Source organism: Bacteroidota bacterium (assembly GCA_018698135.1).
Taxonomy (GTDB): domain Bacteria; phylum Bacteroidota; class Bacteroidia; order CAILMK01; family JAAYUY01; genus JABINZ01.
In genome coordinates, this window is record JABINZ010000072.1 from 15,470 (window position 1) to 33,303 (window position 17,834).

Below are 17,834 nucleotides of genomic sequence, written 5' to 3' on the forward strand. Positions count from 1 at the left end.
AAATCTGCTAAAAACCCTATATTTGTTAGACATATCAATAAATTATCGCTTATAAAAATTGAAATATGAAAATCTTTCTATACACTTTATCGATTATATCTGGTCTTTTTCTTTCTTCAAATATTCTGTCTGCACAAAACTATTGCGAACCGGTTAGCAATTGCATGATAGCACCTATAGTCGATTTTTCAACTACTGGAGCAAATGTAAATATCTCGAATTATAGTTCGGGTTGTGTCGGTACTTCTGGATATCATTTTTACTATAATAAGCCCTTAAAATCTTCAGTAAGTGATACCATTATTATTAATATAGTACCCGGTGTTCCAACCCATAGTATTGGATATGCTATATGGATAGATTGGAATTATGATGGTGATTTTGACGATACTGGAGAAGAAGTGTGGAATTCTGGCACCTATGTTCAGGGAACTGTTTCAGATACTATCTTTTTACCATCAAATGTTAGTGTAGGTTTAAAACGTATGAGATTACGAAGTAATTATTTTGCTGTACCGATTAGTCCATGTGGCAATACTTCTTGGGGAGAGACGGAAGATTATCCTTTACTTATTACTTTGGGCTCAGGAACAGATATGAGTATGGAAAAGCTTTTGAGTCCGAATGTTTTTACCATAGGAAATAATACAATTAAAGTACAAGTGAGAAATAATGGAGCTACTACCATTAATTCTTTCGATTTAGGTTTTCAGTTGAATAATGGAACGCCAGTTATTGCTAATAACATCAGTCAAACTATAAACTCAGGATCTGCCTTCTCGTATCAATTTGCAAATCCGATGGTTGCGGGTTCAGGTAGTCATCAATTAAAAGTCTGGGTTACGGATGCAAATAATATTGTGCCTGACAGTATTCCCTCCAACGATACAATGCTTGTGAGTTTTTGTACAGGTATGAGTGGTACATATTCAATAGGATCAACAGGTGATTATGCTAGCTTTAATAGTGCCATCTCAGCTATGAGTAATTGTGGAGTTTCTGGAGTAACTGTATTCACTATTTTACCCGGCACATATGCCGAACAGCTTGTGATACCTGAAATCAATGGGATTTCAGCAAGTGCAACTGTTACATTTAATGGTTTGGACAATACAAAAGTTCATCTCACAAAATCAATCTCTGGAAGCACAGATGGATTAATTGTACTTGATGAAGCAGACTATTTTACTTTTAAAAATATCAAGATTACAAATAGTTCTCTTTTTGGAAATGCAGTTCTACTAAAAGGTAGTGCAGATTATAACACCTTTGATAGTTGTGTGATTTCATCTACTTATTATGGAATTTCTTCAAGTGAATCTAATTATACAACAGTTTCAAATAGCAAATTTACAGGAGGAAAAACAGCCATTTATTTTAATGGTCCGGCAAGCCGTTGTAATTTCAATAAAGCCATCAATAACTCCATCAGCGGACAGTCTGATTATGGTATCAATTTCTCTAATCAAAGATTTGCTCAAGCTTTATCCAATAAAATTACAAGTCAAGCCAATAATGCTTATGCTGGTATATATGCTAATTATAGCAGTGGAACTCAAATTGAAGCAAATATTATTGAACCCTTTGAGGTAGGAATTAAGGTATTTCGTGAAAATTATATTACGCAAGATAGTGCCTTGTTCGTGAATAATATCATTGGAAATTTTGGATCAACAAACAAGCAAACGGGTATGGATATGAATTATGCTTGGAATCTTAGGATATTGCATAACACCATCGCTTTGAATTCAACAGGATATACAGATACCAGCCATGTTGGTTTATTTTTATATTATGCCCTGGGATCAAAAATTAAAAATAACATATTTTATAACACAGGCAAAAATATATTACTTACCATTAAGGGTACAGGTTATTCAGGTTATGTTCCATATGAAATTGATAATAATTTATATTACTCGACTTATAATGGTGCAAAGTTTTATAATAACGGTGTTTATTACTCTGATCTAGCCAGCTTTAAAAAATCAACTAATTTTTTATTATCACCCCATAACGAAAATTCCTTCTTTCAAGATAATCCAAATTTTGTTTCGAACACTGATTTTCATTTATCATCTCAATATGCTCCATACAATGGCACTAATCTAGGTGTATTATACGATGTTGATGGCGATAGCAGGTGTATTTATGCGCATACAATTGGAGCTGATGAAAGTAGTTTTAATGTAAACAAACCTGTAGCAGGATTTTCTGTTGATGATACTGTTTGTTTAAATTCTCCAATCACATTTATTAACGATGCATCTTCAAATTCTGCATTGGGACACGAATGGTATTTGAATGGTTATTATCAAACAAATTCAACAAACTTTACCTATACTTTTCCAAATTATGCAGCACACGATACCGTTTTACTTATAACAAAAAGTTGTGGTGGTATCGATTCGTTTTCAAAGCTGGTTTATATCGATAGTCCCAACGTAAAACCTATATCTGGTTTTCTTGCAAATAAAAACATTGTCAATCCTTTTGATGAGGTGCAATTGTATAGTTTGTCTGCCAATTGCCCCTCTAATTGGGAATGGCGAATTACACCAGAATATGTCTATGATCCGCAATTAGGACAGCAGCAAGCCTATTATTATATGAATTTTACAAATAAAAACTCTCAAAATCCCAAACTAAAATTCGAATATCCTGGAAAATACAATGTTTGTTTGGTTTCATCAAATGCTATTGGTAGCGATACGCTATGTTTTTACGAGTATATTTATGTAATTCCAGTTCAATACATGTGTATTTACGCACTTCCAGAAACTCAAAATTCTATAACTGGCCTTTTATATGATGATGGAGGCCCTTCATCCGATTATGCGAATGGAACAGGTTCTATTTGTGATTTTAAATTAACCCCATGTGCAGATACACTTTATTTTACATTCTCGGAATTTGAAGTAAACCCAGGTGATTATCTCAGGATTTATGATGGAATAAGCAATCTGGGGACACCTCTTTGGGATGTTTCTGTATATGGAGCAAATGGATTAACTGGCTCTATGGCAGCTTCTGGTTTTGATACTACTGTTATTTCATATTCAGGGAATATGTATTTTGAATGGAGTGCTAATAATGTTGGCACAAATAAAGGATTTATTGGAGAGTGGCTAGGCTCATCAACTGTTGAACCTCCTCCGGTTGCTAGTTTCACGTGTCCTGATACCGTTTGTTTGAATGTTCCTGTTTCTTTCCAAAATACTTCGTCAGGTGGAAATTTACGCTATGCATGGAGTTTTGACAACAGTGGATTTACACATGCAATTTCCGAAAATCCAACATACACTTTCACTACTTCAGGTCAACATACTGTAACACTAAATGTATTGAATTGTGGGGGAGATAGCTCCTTTGCTAAAAGTATTTTTGTAATTGGAGGAACTGCTGCTCCAACAGCCGATTTTATAGCCGATAATTTGAATCCATTTAAAACCATTGATGTTGTTAATTTCACTGATTTAAGTCATGCCAATCCATTGAATCCATTGGGTTGTATTGATTATTGGAATTGGTCAATAAGTCCTTCCACCTATACAGCTGTGTCATCTTTCCCTAATGGGCAAAACCCTCGGATTACCTTTAACGATACGGGTTGTTATACCGTAACCTTAATATCAGGTTATGGAAATAGCCGAGATACACTGACAAAACAATGTTATATTGATCCAACAGATTATTGCATTCCTGTAGTTAACAATCTGAATAATGATATCGGTATCTCAAAAGTTGAAATTGCTTCAATTACCAAGTTTAGTTCCAGTGGGATGGTCGGTTATACCGATTATGCTGGATCGATTTCTACTTATATTGATGAATATGTACAGTATACAATTGATATTCATCGCATCTCAGGGAATAATGCCATTACACGTAAAGTTTGGATTGATTGGAACATCGATGGTGATTTTGACGATGCAGGGGAACTGGTCGTTCAACAAGCTAGCTCAAATTCGCTTTATTACACTGATAGTTTCACTGTACCGGTTTTGAGTAAATATGGATCGACCAGAATGCGAGTTGGAGTCTGCATAGCTGGTTATCCGAATACTCCCTGCGGACCAAACTTTTTTGGGGAGTTTGAAGATTATCGATTAATTCTAAGACCTTACTCAATTCCTCCAGAAGTAAAACTTATTGGATCGGACACATTGATGGTTATGCAATGTTTTGGCTTTAATGATCCTGGGGCAACGGCTACCAGCGTTTTGTATGGAAATTTGACTAGTCAAATAGTTACTACTCATAATGTTGATCCAAATAATGCCGGAGTATACACTGTTAACTATACAGTGAGCGATCCTAAAGGAAATACAACAATTAAGAAACGAACAATTCTGGTTATTGCTGAAGCTACTCCTCCTGTTATCACATTAATAGGCAATGCAGTTGATACAGTTAATGTGATGAGTACATACAGCGATCAGGGAGTCACTTCGAGTGATAGTTGTAGCGGTATAGATAGGGTAGAGGTAAGTGGTCAGGTATTTACCAATTTCCTTGGCAAATTCACTTTAAACTATACAGCCTACGATAAAAATCAAAACACAGCATCAACAAGCCGTTTGGTTTATGTGATAGATACAGAGGCACCAGTTGTCCAATTAATAGGAAATGCAGTCGATACAGTTGAAGTATTCAATTCTTATTTCGATTCAGGAGTAGTTTATACAGATAATTATGACCAAAATCCAAAATTAGTTGTTACAGGAAATGTAAATACATCTAAAATTGGCTCGTATACATTGAAATATGAAGTTTCCGATTCAAGTGGAAATTCATCTGTATTGTATAGATATGTTCATGTTTTTGATTTAAGTGCACCACAAATCTCTAGCAATTATGCTTCAGGCGACACCATACATATCAATATATTCACTTCGGTGTATGACAAGTTAAACCTGAGTTATAGTGATAATTATAATAACACTGGCGATTTAACCATTGTTAGTAGTGGTACCTATGCTAGTTCATTTGGAACTGGATCAGCAAATAGTATTGGTTGTTATACTTTATCCCATTCTGCTACCGATGTTTCAAATAATTCATCTTCAGTTTCTTATGTCGTGTGTGTGGAAGATTTAGAAAAACCAATCATTACTTTGTTGGGGAGTTCGGTCATCAACATTAAACAATGGGAAACTGCTGACACCAACGATATGAAAGTAAATGTAACTGATAATTACGATAACAATCCAACGATTTGGGTTAGTGGTAGTTATTATGATGATTATCTGAAGCATGATAAAGATGGATTTTACAATGTGATCTATCATGCAAAAGATCAATCAGGAAATGAGGCAGACACTGTAATCCGATATATTAACGTTCTTCCTAATATTTCTATTGATGAAAACCCGATAGATGAGCAGATTAATTTATATCCTAATCCGGCAAAGAGTATTGTTTATGTGTCAATCAACCTGAAAGAATCGGGCAATGGAATTATTTGCATCATGAATCAATTAGGACAATGTGTTTATACAGATAATGAGGTCGATCTTTCTAAACAGATTCACCCTATTTCTATTGCACATTTGGCATCTGGCATGTACCATGTTCGAATATCTACAAATGAGCAGTTGATTATTAAAAAGCTGATTCTAAGCAAGTAAGCTTAAAGTATAATGAAATAGAAGCCGTTTGTTCCAAAACAAGCGGCTTTTTTTTGGTCTCAAAACATGAAGACAGTATACGGAAGGATTTTTAATTATCCCGAGTTCAGCTTATTAGTGTATGAGGACAGGAATTATGTAAATCTTCTTTTGTGAGATTACTTTCAAAAAATAATTACCCTTAGGTGCATGGTAAATTAGGGGGATCGTATTTTGCCCTTCAATTGTAGTAAATGATTTTTCCTTTCCAATTTCTTTTCCAGAGTTATCTATTAGAACAACAGTAATTGATTCAGCTTGCTTAGTGTGATAACGCAAATAGAACTGTCCCTGATTAGGATTTGGAAAAGCTATAAAGTCGTTATCATTCCATACAAACAATTCATTAACAGAAACATAAGCGGTATCGGTTATACAATAAAATCGGTAGGTATATATCAAATTTGAATCAATAGAGTTTCTGAATTCTAATAGTGCGTTTCCCTGGTTATTCTGATCTGTTGCTGTTACAAAATGAAATATAAACTCCTGTTTTGATAAAGCCGCAATAGTTACTTTATTCACACTTAAATAGTGAGGCAGGCATAAATCGGTTGAAATATTTGAAGTCCAGTTTGCTGGGATATTGTTCTCAAGTCGAGTAATGGTTATTTCAATCGGACTTTCTGAATAATTAATCAGGTCGCCTTTAATTTCTTTTTCCGATCCGGGTTTTCCAAAAACTACCGTATCGCTATACAATTCAAGTTCAAAAACTTGCGAAAAAGACATTAGAGATAGAAATAAGCAAATTGTTGTAAGGGGAAATAACTTAATCATCTAATTTACTATTAGTTTGCCTTCTGAAATTGCATTACTATAACTGGATAACTGATAATAATAAATACCTCTATCAAGACCTTCCACATTCAATGAATAATTTGTCTGCATGTTTAATTGTGTTTGCTTAACCATTTCGCCAATACTGTTGAATAGTTGCAATTCACCCATGAAAGCAGTTTTGAAGTTGAAATTAACTGTAGAATTGGCTGGGTTAGGATAAACAGACAAAGAGTTATTTAGTATTTGTTCAGATATTGCTGATATGCCTAATAAACTGTCAATGTCTGCTGACATATCGAAGGGGAGTTTATTAAACCATCCATGTTTGGCAAAAATAACGCCATTTGGTTCAATCAGATAGGCATTGTTTGGAGCTGGACCAAAAGTGTTCCACCATCTATTACAAGGGCCATCTATTAATACTTCATAACTAATCGACATATTGTTTAACATATCCTGAACAATGGATACACGATCGCCATAGGTCACAGGCTGACGATATAATATACCTTCATTGATGTTGCTTGATGTTGTCCATACATTTCCAGAATAGGGACTGGTATCAATATCTGGATGAGGTTCAAGCACATAAATAATGAATATCGACAATTGATTTCCGTATTTCTGCGCAATAGCATCAATATCAGGAACTTTTCCTCTGAAAACCGGACATGTATAGCTTCCTGCAACCAATAAAATAGGTTTCCCTTTTTGTAATTCAACTGCTATATCTGTTTCCTGATTATTTACATTATAAAGCTTAAAATGGTTAATGGTATCGCCTGCTTGCAAACCGGTAGTTTTGAATGACCCATCAGGATCGAGGTATAAGGGGATTTCACAAATTGAGTCGGCAGGCATAGGAAGACTGCTTAAACCGATACTTGGTTTCAGACTTTGAGCAAAAAATACAGTTTGATAAACCAGTAAAGCTGCAATTGTCAGAATAATTCGAAATGCAATTCTCATGTCATAAATTTAAATATCTATATACAAATATACTTGATTTTTTTTCGTTTGAAATTACCTATTGACAAATGAAAAAAAATCATGTAAAAGCGAAGCGATTCCGACTGAGCATATAAATTTTGTATTTTACTTTGAACAAAATTTATATTTTTTCAGGAGAAATATATTAAAAAATAAGTGATCGGGTACTTCAAACAAACACCATTTATTTCACCTGAAACATCTTTTAGTGCCAATAAAAAATAAATTGTAACCTTTTCAATTCTTTGATCGTCCTACTGATGAAACAACAAAAAAATAAACTAATGAAAAAATTAACATTACTTTTAATCCTCCTTATCGGATTCAGTTTCAGCAATCAAAGTTTTGCTGACGGTAGCTTGAAAAAGACAAATAAAAAGCAAATGATTAACTCATTCAAAGTTATTGTTGAAGATATGTCTGTTCATTTTTCTTTTAATCTATTCAAGAAATCAAATTACAAAGTCGTTTTGTTCAAGGAAAACGGTGAGTATATGAAAACCATTGATGAAGGCAAGCATAAAGCTGATTTTTATTCGTATCAAATCGACAAAAGCAATCTGCCTGTTGGTGAATATATTTTTTTGATAGAATCTGATGAAACAGTAGTTACCGAGTTCTTTGAAATCAAAAACCAAGTAGCACAACTGACTTATGAGTTTAATGAGGATAATCAGATTTTAAAACTAAATTCAAATTGGATTGAAAGCGACTTTATAGTTCACATCTACAAAGAAGACGGGAGCTTTTATCAAAAGGCAAACACAACTAATATAAATACATCGGAATGGGAGAGAGGAGATTATTTTATACTCATTGAAAGTGGAGATAAACTCTATTCCGAATACATACAGCTTTAATAATATGGCTCAAAATTTAAGGTTGTTTCAATAGCTGGAAGGTCCAGCTGAGGTGAAGGCAGGTAATGAAAATTGCCTGCCTTATTTTTTTATTCTAAATCAAAAAACTTTGATTCGATTTATTACTTTCTGAAAAAGAGCAGGAATATTATTGGTAAAATCAATCCCACTGTAGCTAATATTGCTCCACGCCATTTGAGTCCATTTTTGCCTTTAAGAATAAACAATCCCGAAATAGCCAGAAAAATCAAGGCTACTGCAAAAACATCAGAAAACAATGTCCACCATAATTTAGGATCGTAATGAAGGAAATTCATCTGATTGAAAAAGGGCCGTTTGGTTGTACGTTCAATAGTTAAAAAGCCATCGTCCAAATTCACAATAACAACTCCTCCCTTGATAAAAATCTTCATTAAATCAACTCGTGGGAAATAGTGATTTTTATAACTTAAATTTCCATCAAATTGAGTTAATAATTCTAAAATATACTCTTTCGAAACATCCGATTTTTCAATTGGTTCAATAACATGATCTTCCAGTTTGATAATATAATTCGGATTCCAATCTTCTAAATGATTAATGGCTATTCCTGAAATAGAATATATGAGGATCATCCCTACAAAGAAGTAACCCAAATCACGATGTGTTACTCGATTCCATTTTCTCCACTTGAACTTCATAAGCTGTATAATAAAAAAAAAGGCCAGTAAACTGACCTTTTTCAATTTGTTCTAATAAACTATTTTACTTCTTCGAATGCTGTTACCTCGATGAAATACATTCTTAATTTTCCATCAGGACTTTCTGTAATTTGTTGTCTTAATTTAGCATATGGATCGCCTTTTTCATCAGCACATGCATGACTTTCTTCCTCTGTTGATTCTATTACTTCAGCTTCATCCAAATCAGCTTCGATTGTAACGTCAGCATCAATTTCAATATCAGCAACTTCAACTGCTTCTTCAATATTTACTTCAACACTTTCTCCATCAGTCACTTCCACGTCTAATTCTGCTTCTGCTTCAGCAAGTGCATCAGCTTCTTCTTTTTCTTTTGCATCTGCTGCTTCCCATTCTAAAATAGTTTCAGCGGTATATACTTCTTCAACTATTTTACCGGTAACTTTAACCACTAAGCCTTCAAGTTCCATTGGAAACTCGCTAACACCTTCGCCTGTAAATACAACAATTTTTTTCTCATCATCGTTGCCAATTAAGTGCATCTTTTTCCCACCGTGCTTGCAAATATGAACCACAGTACCAGTAATGCTAACATCCTGATCAACATAATTACCTGCTTCTTCTGTGAAGCTATTAATATCCAGATCAGTTACTTTACCTTCTTCATTTTTATTTCCACATGAAAATAGAAATGCGGAAGCAAGCAATACAAATAATAGATTTCTCATAACAATTTAATTTTAGTATTTGATTTTAATTGCGCAAAAATAGCAAATCCAGCTAAATATCCTATATAAATTATTAAGAAACAAAATGTTGCATGACGCATAAACAAAGACTTTTGAAGATAAATTATACGTGCTTTAATAGATATTAAGCTATTTATGATGTTTAATGAAATATTAGAAGGATTTATATAAATTTTTAATTCGAAAAATTATTAGGTTTGAAAAAAATACAAACGATGTTTAAGAACAAAATAGCTTTTATTACAGGAGCGAGTAGTGGTTTTGGAGAAGCTTGTGCTCGACTTTTTGCAGAACATGGAGCCAAGCTTATATTATGCGCCCGTAGGAATGATCGATTAGAAAAATTGGCAAAAGAGCTTTATTCCGACTTTAAAACCGAAACGCATATTGTTAAATTGGATGTTAGAGTACGTGCCGATGTTAAAAGCTGTATTGATAGTTTACCTGCAGAATGGAAGACAATTGATGTATTGATTAATAGCGCTGGTTTAGCTTCAGGATTGGGTAAAGTACATGAAGGAGACATCGATGATTGGGAAGCGATGATAGACACTAATGTTAAGGGCTTACTGTACTTAACCCGAAGTGTGGTTCCCTTGATGATTAATAATGGAGGAAATGGACATGTAATCAATATTGGATCCATTGCCGGAATTGCCGCATATCCAAATGGAGGTGTTTATTGTGGCAGCAAAGCAGCTGTTCGTCTTATTAGTGATGGTTTAAGGATTGATTTGGTCGATACTAACATTCGGGTTACAAACATTCAACCTGGTTTGGCAGAAACTGAATTTAGTATGGTACGCTTTCATGGTGATGAGGAAAAAGCAGCACAGGTATATAAAGGGATTGAAGCACTTACAGGATTGGATATTGCTGAGATTGCATTATTCTCGGCCAACAGACCAACTCATGTTCAAATCTGCGAAATAACTGTTACACCTACTTTTCAGGCATCTGCACAAGTTGTTTTTAAGAAGGAGGATGGCAAATAACACCACTACCTAAGCATATTTTTTCATCCTGATCATATAAAACAGCAAACTGACCAGGTGCTATTCCATTAATCTTAACATCAGATTTGATATAGAGTGCACCACTATCTTGAATTAAACGTCCCGAAGTAAATTCAGGACTATGTCTTATTTTGTATTTTATATCATGAATATTGAATGGAGATACATCAGGATTGATATAAGCAAAATCTTTTAGGAAAACTTCATCTCCATATTGAGCTTCAGGATCATAGCCATGTGATACATAAACAAGGTTCTCTTCTGGATTTTTATCAATGACAAACCAAGGTCCCTGGCTTAATCCAAGTCCTTGACGTTGACCAATTGTATGATACCAGAAACCTTTGTGTTTACCTAATACTTTTCCGGTTTCCAGTTCTATTATTGAACCTTCTTTTTCGCCCAGAAAACGCTTTAAAAAGTCGCGATAGTTGATTTTACCCAAGAAACAAATACCCTGACTATCAGGTCTGTTAGCACTTGGCAGCTTAGCATGAGAGGCTATCTCCCTCACCTTTGATTTTACTAAATCACCCAAAGGAAACATGAGCTTATTTAGCTGATAATTTGTTATTTGTCCTAAAAAATAGGTCTGATCTTTTACTTTATCACGTGCAGTTGATAGGTAAATTCCAGAACTAAGTTGGGTTGTAGAGGCATAATGGCCAGTAGATATTTTATTAAAATTCTTCCCATATTTATCATCAAACACACCAAACTTAATCAACTTATTACACATCATGTCAGGATTAGGAGTTAATCCTTTCTTAACAGAGTCCAAGTGATAGGTGATTACCTTTTCCCAATATTCCTGATGAAGAGTCACAACTTCCATTTTGAGTCCATACTGACGTGCAATTTGCATAACGATCTCAATATCTTCCTTATAGGAGCAGTCCCAGAAACCTTCCTCATCTTCCATGGTAATAATAATATAGAAAAGGGTAGGTGTATAACCCTCTTCTTTTAATAGGTGTACCATGGCCGAACTATCTACTCCTCCTGAAACCAATGCTGCAATATCCATAAAACTTAATTCTATTCTAGTGGTGCGAAATTAAGGAAATATTGAGTAAGGTTTTATTGTGATTATTATTGCGTGTCTATGCAGCCAGCAAAACTAGTTATTTCCATATTGGATATAAATGCTAAACTAATTGAAAGTCATAGTATTAAATCAAATAGTACAAACACTTCAATCGAAATTGCTTTAGACCAAAGACTTTCTCCAGGTATTTATTTTGTTAAATTGAATAATGGGAGTGTGCAAATAATTGAAAAAATCATCAACAACTAAAAATACAATTAGAATTGACTATCTAGTAATAAGCTCATCAATTAAGCTAAGCAGTGCTTTTCTAGCGATTGGTTTTGAAAGATAACCATCGCAACCTGGTTCTCGGCTTTTCTCTCTTTCGCCAGGCATGGCAAATGCTGTTTGCGCTATAATGGGTATGTTGGGATTGATTTCTTTGATTACTTGTGTGGCATCATATCCGTTCATTACAGGCAAGTGTATATCCATAAGTATCAGATCAAGGTCATTTGCTTTCTTAAACATTTCAATGGCCTGCATACCATTGTGTGCCCGGGTCAGTTTTACCCCGGTAATCTCTAATGAATACTTCAAATAGCGATAATTCGATTCTTCGTCCTCAACAACCATGATCTTTTTGTCTTGCCAGTTATAGGATGCAGAAGGCCCTTTCTTGGCTTCATTAACATCCACATAATCAGCAATTTCATATGGTATAGTTAAATAGAAAGTTGAGCCTTTACCTTGTGCTGATTCAACACTCATTTCACCTTCCAATAATTCCGCCAGACTTTTGCAAATTGCCAGTCCCAAACCAGCTCCACGTCTGCTTTGATAACCACCTGTCATCACATGATTGAATCGATTAAATACACTATCCAAGTCCTCTGCAGAAATACCAACACCTGTATCTTTTACAAAGAATTGAATTTTGTTTACATCATTCAGTATCCGATAACCGAATTCAATAACTCCTTTTTCAGTAAATTTAATGGCATTGGAAATTAAATTGAAAAGGATTTGTTTCAACCGATAAGCATCGGTTTTAATAACATTATTTTGTGAATTAGCTGGAGTAGTGAGTTTTAAATCCAGAATTTTGTCAGGATCGCGAACAACATTATCGTTGAAAGCAACCAACAATTCATTTAAGGTCACATTAACCTGGCAATCAGATTTATTAATTTCGATTTGTTGCGATTCCAGCTTTGCTGTATCCATGATGTCGTCCAGAATAGTCAACAATGATTTGCCATTATCTCTAATAATGCCAATATACTCATCCCGAATTTCCGTACTAATATCATCATCCGATAACAGTTCCGCAAAACCTAAAATAGCATTCATGGGTGTTCTGATTTCGTGCGACATGTTAGCCAGAAAAGCATCTTTCAGTTTATCCGACTCTTCAGCACGATTTTCAGCGCACTTTAACTTCTCATTTAATTTCGTTACTTCTTCGCGAAGCAATTCTAAATTCTGATCTTTATTACTATGGATATGGTTTTCCGACATAAATTGAATTGATAAGTCTTTCAATTAACAGCAATATTAAGTAAATATTTTTTTCACATTTATTTAAATTACCCCATTGATGTTGATAAGCTATTCTCTTATTTTTGCAAAAGAATATAATTCCATGGCATCTTATAAAAATAATGTAAAAGCAATTATTGAGAAATATTTCAAACCCAATACATTGGCCTTTGAATTTTATTCTATTCATTGCGAAAAGGTTACTACCAAAGCCTTTGAAATTGCGGATTTCAACAAGAATTTGTCGATTCATTCAGAAACACTATATCAATCGGCTATGCTACATGATATTGGAATTTGCATGGTGAATGCTCCTGATATAGGCTGCAATGGCAATTTACCATATTTAGCACATGGTTATAAAGGTCGTGAAATACTCGAAAATGAGGGCTTGAATAATATTGCCGCTGTATGCGAACGACATGTAGGAGTGGGGATCAGTAAAAAAGAAATTATTGAATTGAATTTGGAATTACCTCATCGAGACATGATTCCTGTAACCGATATTGAAAAACTTGTGTGTTTAGCTGATAAGTTCTACTCAAAATCTTCAAACTCCTTGAAGGTTGAGAAATCGTATGAGGCAATTCGAATGAATTTAATGAAATATGGAAATGATCATTTAGAAAAATTTAATGATCTCTTAAAATACTTTAATATGTTTTAGTTCTTATTCTTCTTCTCCAATCGTTCTCGTTTTTTTCTTTCTTTCTTCGTTTCTTGAGCTAGCTTCTCCAATTCTTCAACTTGTTTTTTCAATTCTAAATCTTGTTTGATTATTGGAGCCTTTAGATCAACTTTTTTATCTGCATCGTAAATATCAATTACAGATTTCATTAGAATTTCACCAGGATTTACTTTGATATCGCATTGTCGAACCACTGTTCGGAGTTTTTTTACAGTCTTATCAGGCATCTCTATTTCAAAAACCTCCTGATAAGCTATTGGTCCATCAAACACAAAGGGTGATTTGTAATAGTTTGCCAAATCAACGGTTGTGATAATCTTTTCTTTACCGAATATTTTGGTTTTTATTTTTAGGTAGGCATGAGTTAGTCGAAGCTCTAGTTTATTGGTTTTGGGATTGTAAGTGACATCTAATAAGCCTGATACACGATCAGCATATTTAATTGGACCCGCCTTAACCTGAACGTCTGCTACGAACAAGGCTTTATTATTTTCTAATTTAATTCGTGCATTCTCGACCAACCAACTGTATTTGCCCTTAATCATTAACACCTGATAATCGTCTTCATCGGCAATTGAGCCAACTGCCGCAAAAACCTTATTGATCATTTGATCAGATATCGATATGGTAAGATCGCTATTTTGTGATGAGCCTTTGAAAACTTGCATAAATAAGCTGATAAATAAGAGTATGTGAAGTTTATTTTTCATTGATTACTAATTATCTAAAATATCGTCTATTTGTCTTCTTTCTTTCTTTGTAGGTCTTCCAAGTCCTTTTGCTCGATGAAAAGCCGACCGAAGTGCTATTTTTTGATTGATGAATTCTTCTTCTGCTGTTTGATCTTCCATATAATTTGAAACCAATGCAGCAGCAACTCGTTTTGATAAAAATTCCTTAACCAGATAAACCCTATTCATTCCATCTTTAAACAGCGTAATTACATCACCAATATTAAATTTGGCAGATGCTTTCGCTGATTTTCCGTTGATTTTTACTTTGCCACCTTCACAAGCCTCAGCAGCCAGTTTTCTGCTTTTATATATTCTAACTGACCAAAGCCATTTATCTAATCGAACCTTCTCTGGCGTAAGCATTTTCTAAATCAAAATTGGGAAAGTTTGGTAATCATACAATTGCTATTGTTTACAAGCCTCACAGAAATGCTCTTTAACAAAGGGATTATCGAATACCTGAAAACTGAATTTGTCACCTTTAAACAAGTCGCAATAGCGTTTAGGATTAATTTCAGAAGCCTTGCTTAATGATTTGGCAAAATTGTTCGACATTAATTTTGAGGGATTCATGGCACACAAGGAAACATAGGTGAATAGAAATTCCTCATCAATATCATCATCTTCAACAAAAGGCTCCATAAGCTTAACTGCGAATTTGTAGTCCTTGTATTTGATAAACAACTGTGCCAGCTCCAATGAATTTTGCCAGCTTGTTTCGTCCAAATGAACAATACTCTTAATTTTAGTAAATGATTTAATTACTAGGGGGCTTGGGTTATTCAAGGTATCGTTGATTTTAATTAAGCGAAACTGATAATCCAGATTGAGCATGTCCACCAATTCTTTTTCCAACTTTACATTATATAAACCATCAATCAGGTTTTGCATGTCGGCTATTTCCTTTTTATCAGTCAATTCACTACTGTGTATATCGCAATATATTTTATTATAAAGTATAAATGGATTGTCAGGAGAATATTTATGTAACTGATAAATTCGGTCGCAATAATCATCATTGAGTTTATTTCGCACAGCAATTTTCTCTAAAAATAGCTTATTGATAAGGAAAGGAGCTTTGTCGGCAGCTTCTGGTATATCCATATTTGTTCCCAGATCGCCATTGTAAATCTTTTGAACAACCTTATCGACAATGTATTTCTGGATAGAAAAGGCAAAAGGAATATCGTCTTTACTAATCTCTCTATTGAATTTATCCAAAACAAAGGCTTGTTCTTTATCTCCCTGAATATCATAGGTTACACGCATTTCAATCTCAGCATAACGGTGTTTAGCCAAAATAGGCTCGAGCTGGTTAAGCAGATTGTTCGCTACAATATATTCTTTTGCTTGAAGGCGTGACTTATTGGCTAAATGCGACCATTTTGTAGACATGATATCATTTTTGAAATTCTCCCAGGCATAGTCTGTATTAATACTTGAGATAAACTTGTCTTGCTGCCTCTTTTCCAATGCATTAACTATGCTTTCAGCACGCTTGTTTTGTAGTACTAAATTTTTCTCATCGCTTCCTTCAATAGAAGAATAGGCGGAAATAGCTAATTCTAAAATGATAAAATCAGGCTTGTTTAATGTTTTTAAAAATTCCTCAATATCCTCGGATTTGTATTCAAATTTGTTTTTCTCAAAAGGAATTGTAAAAAACAAAGTATTGGTATCTGGGCTAGGAATGTAGAATGTTTCCGTTGGAATAGTAACTGTATCAGGCACTAGTTCCAATGGATTGAAATAATCGGCATCACCTGTTTCTACATACGTCTGTGTAATTGAGCGGCAAACTTTTTTGTTTTGTATAACCAGTAAATTAAGCTCGTAATCTCTACTTATCTCATTCGGCAATTGACCCAACACCAGCAAAAAATCCTTTACTCTTTTGCCAGGAACCATGTTTCGCTTGTAAATCTTTTTCGAATACAGAGGTTTTAAAAGCACTCCCTTGTTAATAAGATCGTAATCGACAATATTATCAACCCGACATCCATATTGATCTTTTTGAACGATATCAACTGCTAAACCATCTTTTTTGTTTCTTAATATGCGTTTTAATGCCTTCGGATTAGCATTGTAATGAAAATAGATCTTTCCATCTTTTACATACAAAGCTTTCTGTAATTCTTCAATATTCTCAAATTTTGAACATTTACGACAAGCTTTTACATCATATTTTTTAAGTCCAAACTTTTTGGTAGAATAGGGATAATCCATGGAATTTCGCATTCTAGCACCCAAATTAAAGGTGTAGTGATTACCAAAGACTACTGATGTATATACTTTTTTCCCCTCATAATCTACAACAGCTCCTAATCCGGCAAATATATAATCCTGTTTTTCAAGGATAATTTTTGTTCTTTTCCTAGTAACCCATTTGTTTACTATTTCTTCAGCAACTTCAAGGTAGGTGCGGGCTTCTCTGCCATTTTTAATATTGGCTTTAAATACAATTTCCTTAGCCAAACTAGTACCTCCATAAAGAGTTACACGTTTTCCAGTGGTTTTCTTATTCCCTTTATTTTTCAGTGTTACCTCTTCTTTTGTTGCCATGAAAAAAGCCTGATCGTCAGCAGCTTTTTCAAGTACTTCATTGACAACCAATTCCTCCAAACCCTGATCGTCACGATGACGATTTAGCTCTGACAGTAATATTTCAACCATGAGTTTAGGACGGAAAGATTCAGGATCAATCTGATCGTAATAGCTGGCAGGGTAGTCCTGTGCTTTTATTTGGCTGGTAAAACTAACTAAGACAAGAATAATTGAAATGGGCAAATAGTGAATTATCTTTTTCATGATTGTAGAATCCCTAAATAATTAAATGGTTTTAAAATCAAAGTAATACCTTGAACAAGCAATCTCCATAAACTATCAAAACTATTAAAAATGCATAAATTAAAGCCAATAAATAATTGAAATAATGACAGAAAGTCATTAATGCTGTCAGGCACTCTATTATCAATTGATATTTTTGAAGATGTATCATAAATTATTGTAACTAATCAGGGATATATGTAGCAAGGCAATTTAAGCCCTCAAGAACATTGTTTCTAGACTTGATGATTGTATCAATAATTGACC

General features: G+C 34.1%; 14 protein-coding genes. 5 read left to right on the forward strand and 9 right to left on the reverse strand.

All coding sequences use genetic code 11. From position 1 onward, the window contains the following. The first annotated feature begins 65 nt into the window (after positions 1-65). On the forward strand, positions 66-5,630 hold the full coding sequence (locus HOG71_04345) for a DUF5011 domain-containing protein (GenBank protein ID MBT5990062.1): 5,565 nt from the start codon (positions 66-68) through the stop codon (positions 5,628-5,630). A gap of 114 nt (positions 5,631-5,744) precedes the next feature. On the opposite strand, the gene HOG71_04350 is transcribed toward HOG71_04345, so the two are convergent. Together HOG71_04350 and HOG71_04355 are read right to left on the reverse strand one after the other, a co-directional pair. Further along, complete coding sequence (locus HOG71_04350; GenBank protein ID MBT5990063.1) at positions 5,745-6,449, reverse strand: T9SS type A sorting domain-containing protein; 705 nt, start codon at positions 6,447-6,449, stop codon at positions 5,745-5,747. Continuing rightward, the gene (locus HOG71_04355; GenBank protein MBT5990064.1) at positions 6,450-7,421 is read right to left on the reverse strand and encodes a T9SS type A sorting domain-containing protein; all 972 of its coding nucleotides are present in this window, start codon (positions 7,419-7,421) and stop codon (positions 6,450-6,452) included. It lies immediately after the preceding gene. Positions 7,422-7,726: 305 nt separating this feature from the next. On the opposite strand from HOG71_04355, the gene HOG71_04360 reads away from it, so the two are divergent. Continuing rightward, positions 7,727-8,302: a hypothetical protein gene (locus HOG71_04360; GenBank protein ID MBT5990065.1), complete on the forward strand. Its 576-nt coding sequence runs from the start codon at positions 7,727-7,729 to the stop codon at positions 8,300-8,302. A gap of 122 nt (positions 8,303-8,424) precedes the next feature. Here the strand turns inward: HOG71_04360 and HOG71_04365 are convergent, their stop codons facing one another. Both HOG71_04365 and HOG71_04370 read right to left on the reverse strand, forming a co-directional pair. After that, entirely contained in the window at positions 8,425-8,982 is a 558-nt protein-coding gene (locus HOG71_04365; GenBank protein MBT5990066.1) for a hypothetical protein, read from the reverse strand. Positions 8,983-9,041: 59 nt separating this feature from the next. After that, on the reverse strand, positions 9,042-9,710 hold the full coding sequence (locus HOG71_04370) for a hypothetical protein (GenBank protein ID MBT5990067.1): 669 nt from the start codon (positions 9,708-9,710) through the stop codon (positions 9,042-9,044). A gap of 236 nt (positions 9,711-9,946) precedes the next feature. On the opposite strand from HOG71_04370, the gene HOG71_04375 reads away from it, so the two are divergent. Next, complete coding sequence (locus HOG71_04375; GenBank protein ID MBT5990068.1) at positions 9,947-10,726, forward strand: SDR family oxidoreductase; 780 nt, start codon at positions 9,947-9,949, stop codon at positions 10,724-10,726. On the opposite strand, the gene mnmA is transcribed toward HOG71_04375, so the two are convergent. Further along, positions 10,704-11,774: a tRNA 2-thiouridine(34) synthase MnmA gene (mnmA, locus tag HOG71_04380; GenBank protein MBT5990069.1), complete on the reverse strand. Its 1,071-nt coding sequence runs from the start codon at positions 11,772-11,774 to the stop codon at positions 10,704-10,706. The genes HOG71_04375 and mnmA overlap by 23 nt on opposite strands. A gap of 78 nt (positions 11,775-11,852) precedes the next feature. On the opposite strand from mnmA, the gene HOG71_04385 reads away from it, so the two are divergent. Next, positions 11,853-12,044, forward strand: a complete 192-nt coding sequence (locus tag HOG71_04385) for a T9SS type A sorting domain-containing protein (protein MBT5990070.1) — start codon at positions 11,853-11,855, stop codon at positions 12,042-12,044. An 18-nt stretch (positions 12,045-12,062) separates the two neighbouring features. On the opposite strand, the gene HOG71_04390 is transcribed toward HOG71_04385, so the two are convergent. Then, on the reverse strand, positions 12,063-13,298 hold the full coding sequence (locus tag HOG71_04390) for a response regulator (GenBank protein ID MBT5990071.1): 1,236 nt from the start codon (positions 13,296-13,298) through the stop codon (positions 12,063-12,065). 124 nt (positions 13,299-13,422) lie between these two features. Here HOG71_04390 and HOG71_04395 point away from each other — a divergent pair, with 124 nt between their 5' ends. Then, positions 13,423-13,986, forward strand: a complete 564-nt coding sequence (locus HOG71_04395) for an HD domain-containing protein (protein MBT5990072.1) — start codon at positions 13,423-13,425, stop codon at positions 13,984-13,986. Here HOG71_04395 and HOG71_04400 read toward each other — a convergent pair. Genes HOG71_04400 through HOG71_04410 form a run of 3 tightly spaced genes read right to left on the reverse strand, consistent with a single transcriptional unit; the run spans position 13,983 to position 17,549 of the window. Next, complete coding sequence (locus HOG71_04400) at positions 13,983-14,717, reverse strand: hypothetical protein (GenBank protein ID MBT5990073.1); 735 nt, start codon at positions 14,715-14,717, stop codon at positions 13,983-13,985. The two genes, HOG71_04395 and HOG71_04400, sit on opposite strands and share 4 nt — an antisense overlap. 6 nt (positions 14,718-14,723) lie before the next feature. Beyond that, positions 14,724-15,104 carry an RNA-binding S4 domain-containing protein gene (locus HOG71_04405; protein MBT5990074.1) on the reverse strand — a complete coding sequence of 127 codons (381 nt, stop codon included), beginning with the start codon at positions 15,102-15,104 and terminating at the stop codon, positions 14,724-14,726. A gap of 42 nt (positions 15,105-15,146) precedes the next feature. Beyond that, entirely contained in the window at positions 15,147-17,549 is a 2,403-nt protein-coding gene (locus HOG71_04410; protein MBT5990075.1) for a hypothetical protein, read from the reverse strand. Between the last annotated feature and the right edge of the window lie 285 nt (positions 17,550-17,834).

Excerpts from the sequence above, each read along its gene's own strand:
- HOG71_04345 (MBT5990062.1), top strand. The coding sequence starts at position 66 with ATGAAAATCTTTCTATACACTTTATCGATTATATCTGGTCTTTTTCTT.
- HOG71_04350 (MBT5990063.1), bottom strand. The coding sequence starts at position 6,449 with ATGATTAAGTTATTTCCCCTTACAACAATTTGCTTATTTCTATCTCTA.
- HOG71_04355 (MBT5990064.1), bottom strand. The coding sequence starts at position 7,421 with ATGAGAATTGCATTTCGAATTATTCTGACAATTGCAGCTTTACTGGTT.
- HOG71_04360 (MBT5990065.1), top strand. The coding sequence starts at position 7,727 with ATGAAAAAATTAACATTACTTTTAATCCTCCTTATCGGATTCAGTTTC.
- HOG71_04365 (MBT5990066.1), bottom strand. The coding sequence starts at position 8,982 with ATGAAGTTCAAGTGGAGAAAATGGAATCGAGTAACACATCGTGATTTG.
- HOG71_04370 (MBT5990067.1), bottom strand. The coding sequence starts at position 9,710 with ATGAGAAATCTATTATTTGTATTGCTTGCTTCCGCATTTCTATTTTCA.
- HOG71_04375 (MBT5990068.1), top strand. The coding sequence starts at position 9,947 with ATGTTTAAGAACAAAATAGCTTTTATTACAGGAGCGAGTAGTGGTTTT.
- mnmA (MBT5990069.1), bottom strand. The coding sequence starts at position 11,774 with ATGGATATTGCAGCATTGGTTTCAGGAGGAGTAGATAGTTCGGCCATG.
- HOG71_04385 (MBT5990070.1), top strand. The coding sequence starts at position 11,853 with ATGCAGCCAGCAAAACTAGTTATTTCCATATTGGATATAAATGCTAAA.
- HOG71_04390 (MBT5990071.1), bottom strand. The coding sequence starts at position 13,298 with ATGTCGGAAAACCATATCCATAGTAATAAAGATCAGAATTTAGAATTG.
- HOG71_04395 (MBT5990072.1), top strand. The coding sequence starts at position 13,423 with ATGGCATCTTATAAAAATAATGTAAAAGCAATTATTGAGAAATATTTC.
- HOG71_04400 (MBT5990073.1), bottom strand. The coding sequence starts at position 14,717 with ATGAAAAATAAACTTCACATACTCTTATTTATCAGCTTATTTATGCAA.
- HOG71_04405 (MBT5990074.1), bottom strand. The coding sequence starts at position 15,104 with ATGCTTACGCCAGAGAAGGTTCGATTAGATAAATGGCTTTGGTCAGTT.
- HOG71_04410 (MBT5990075.1), bottom strand. The coding sequence starts at position 17,549 with ATGAAAAAGATAATTCACTATTTGCCCATTTCAATTATTCTTGTCTTA.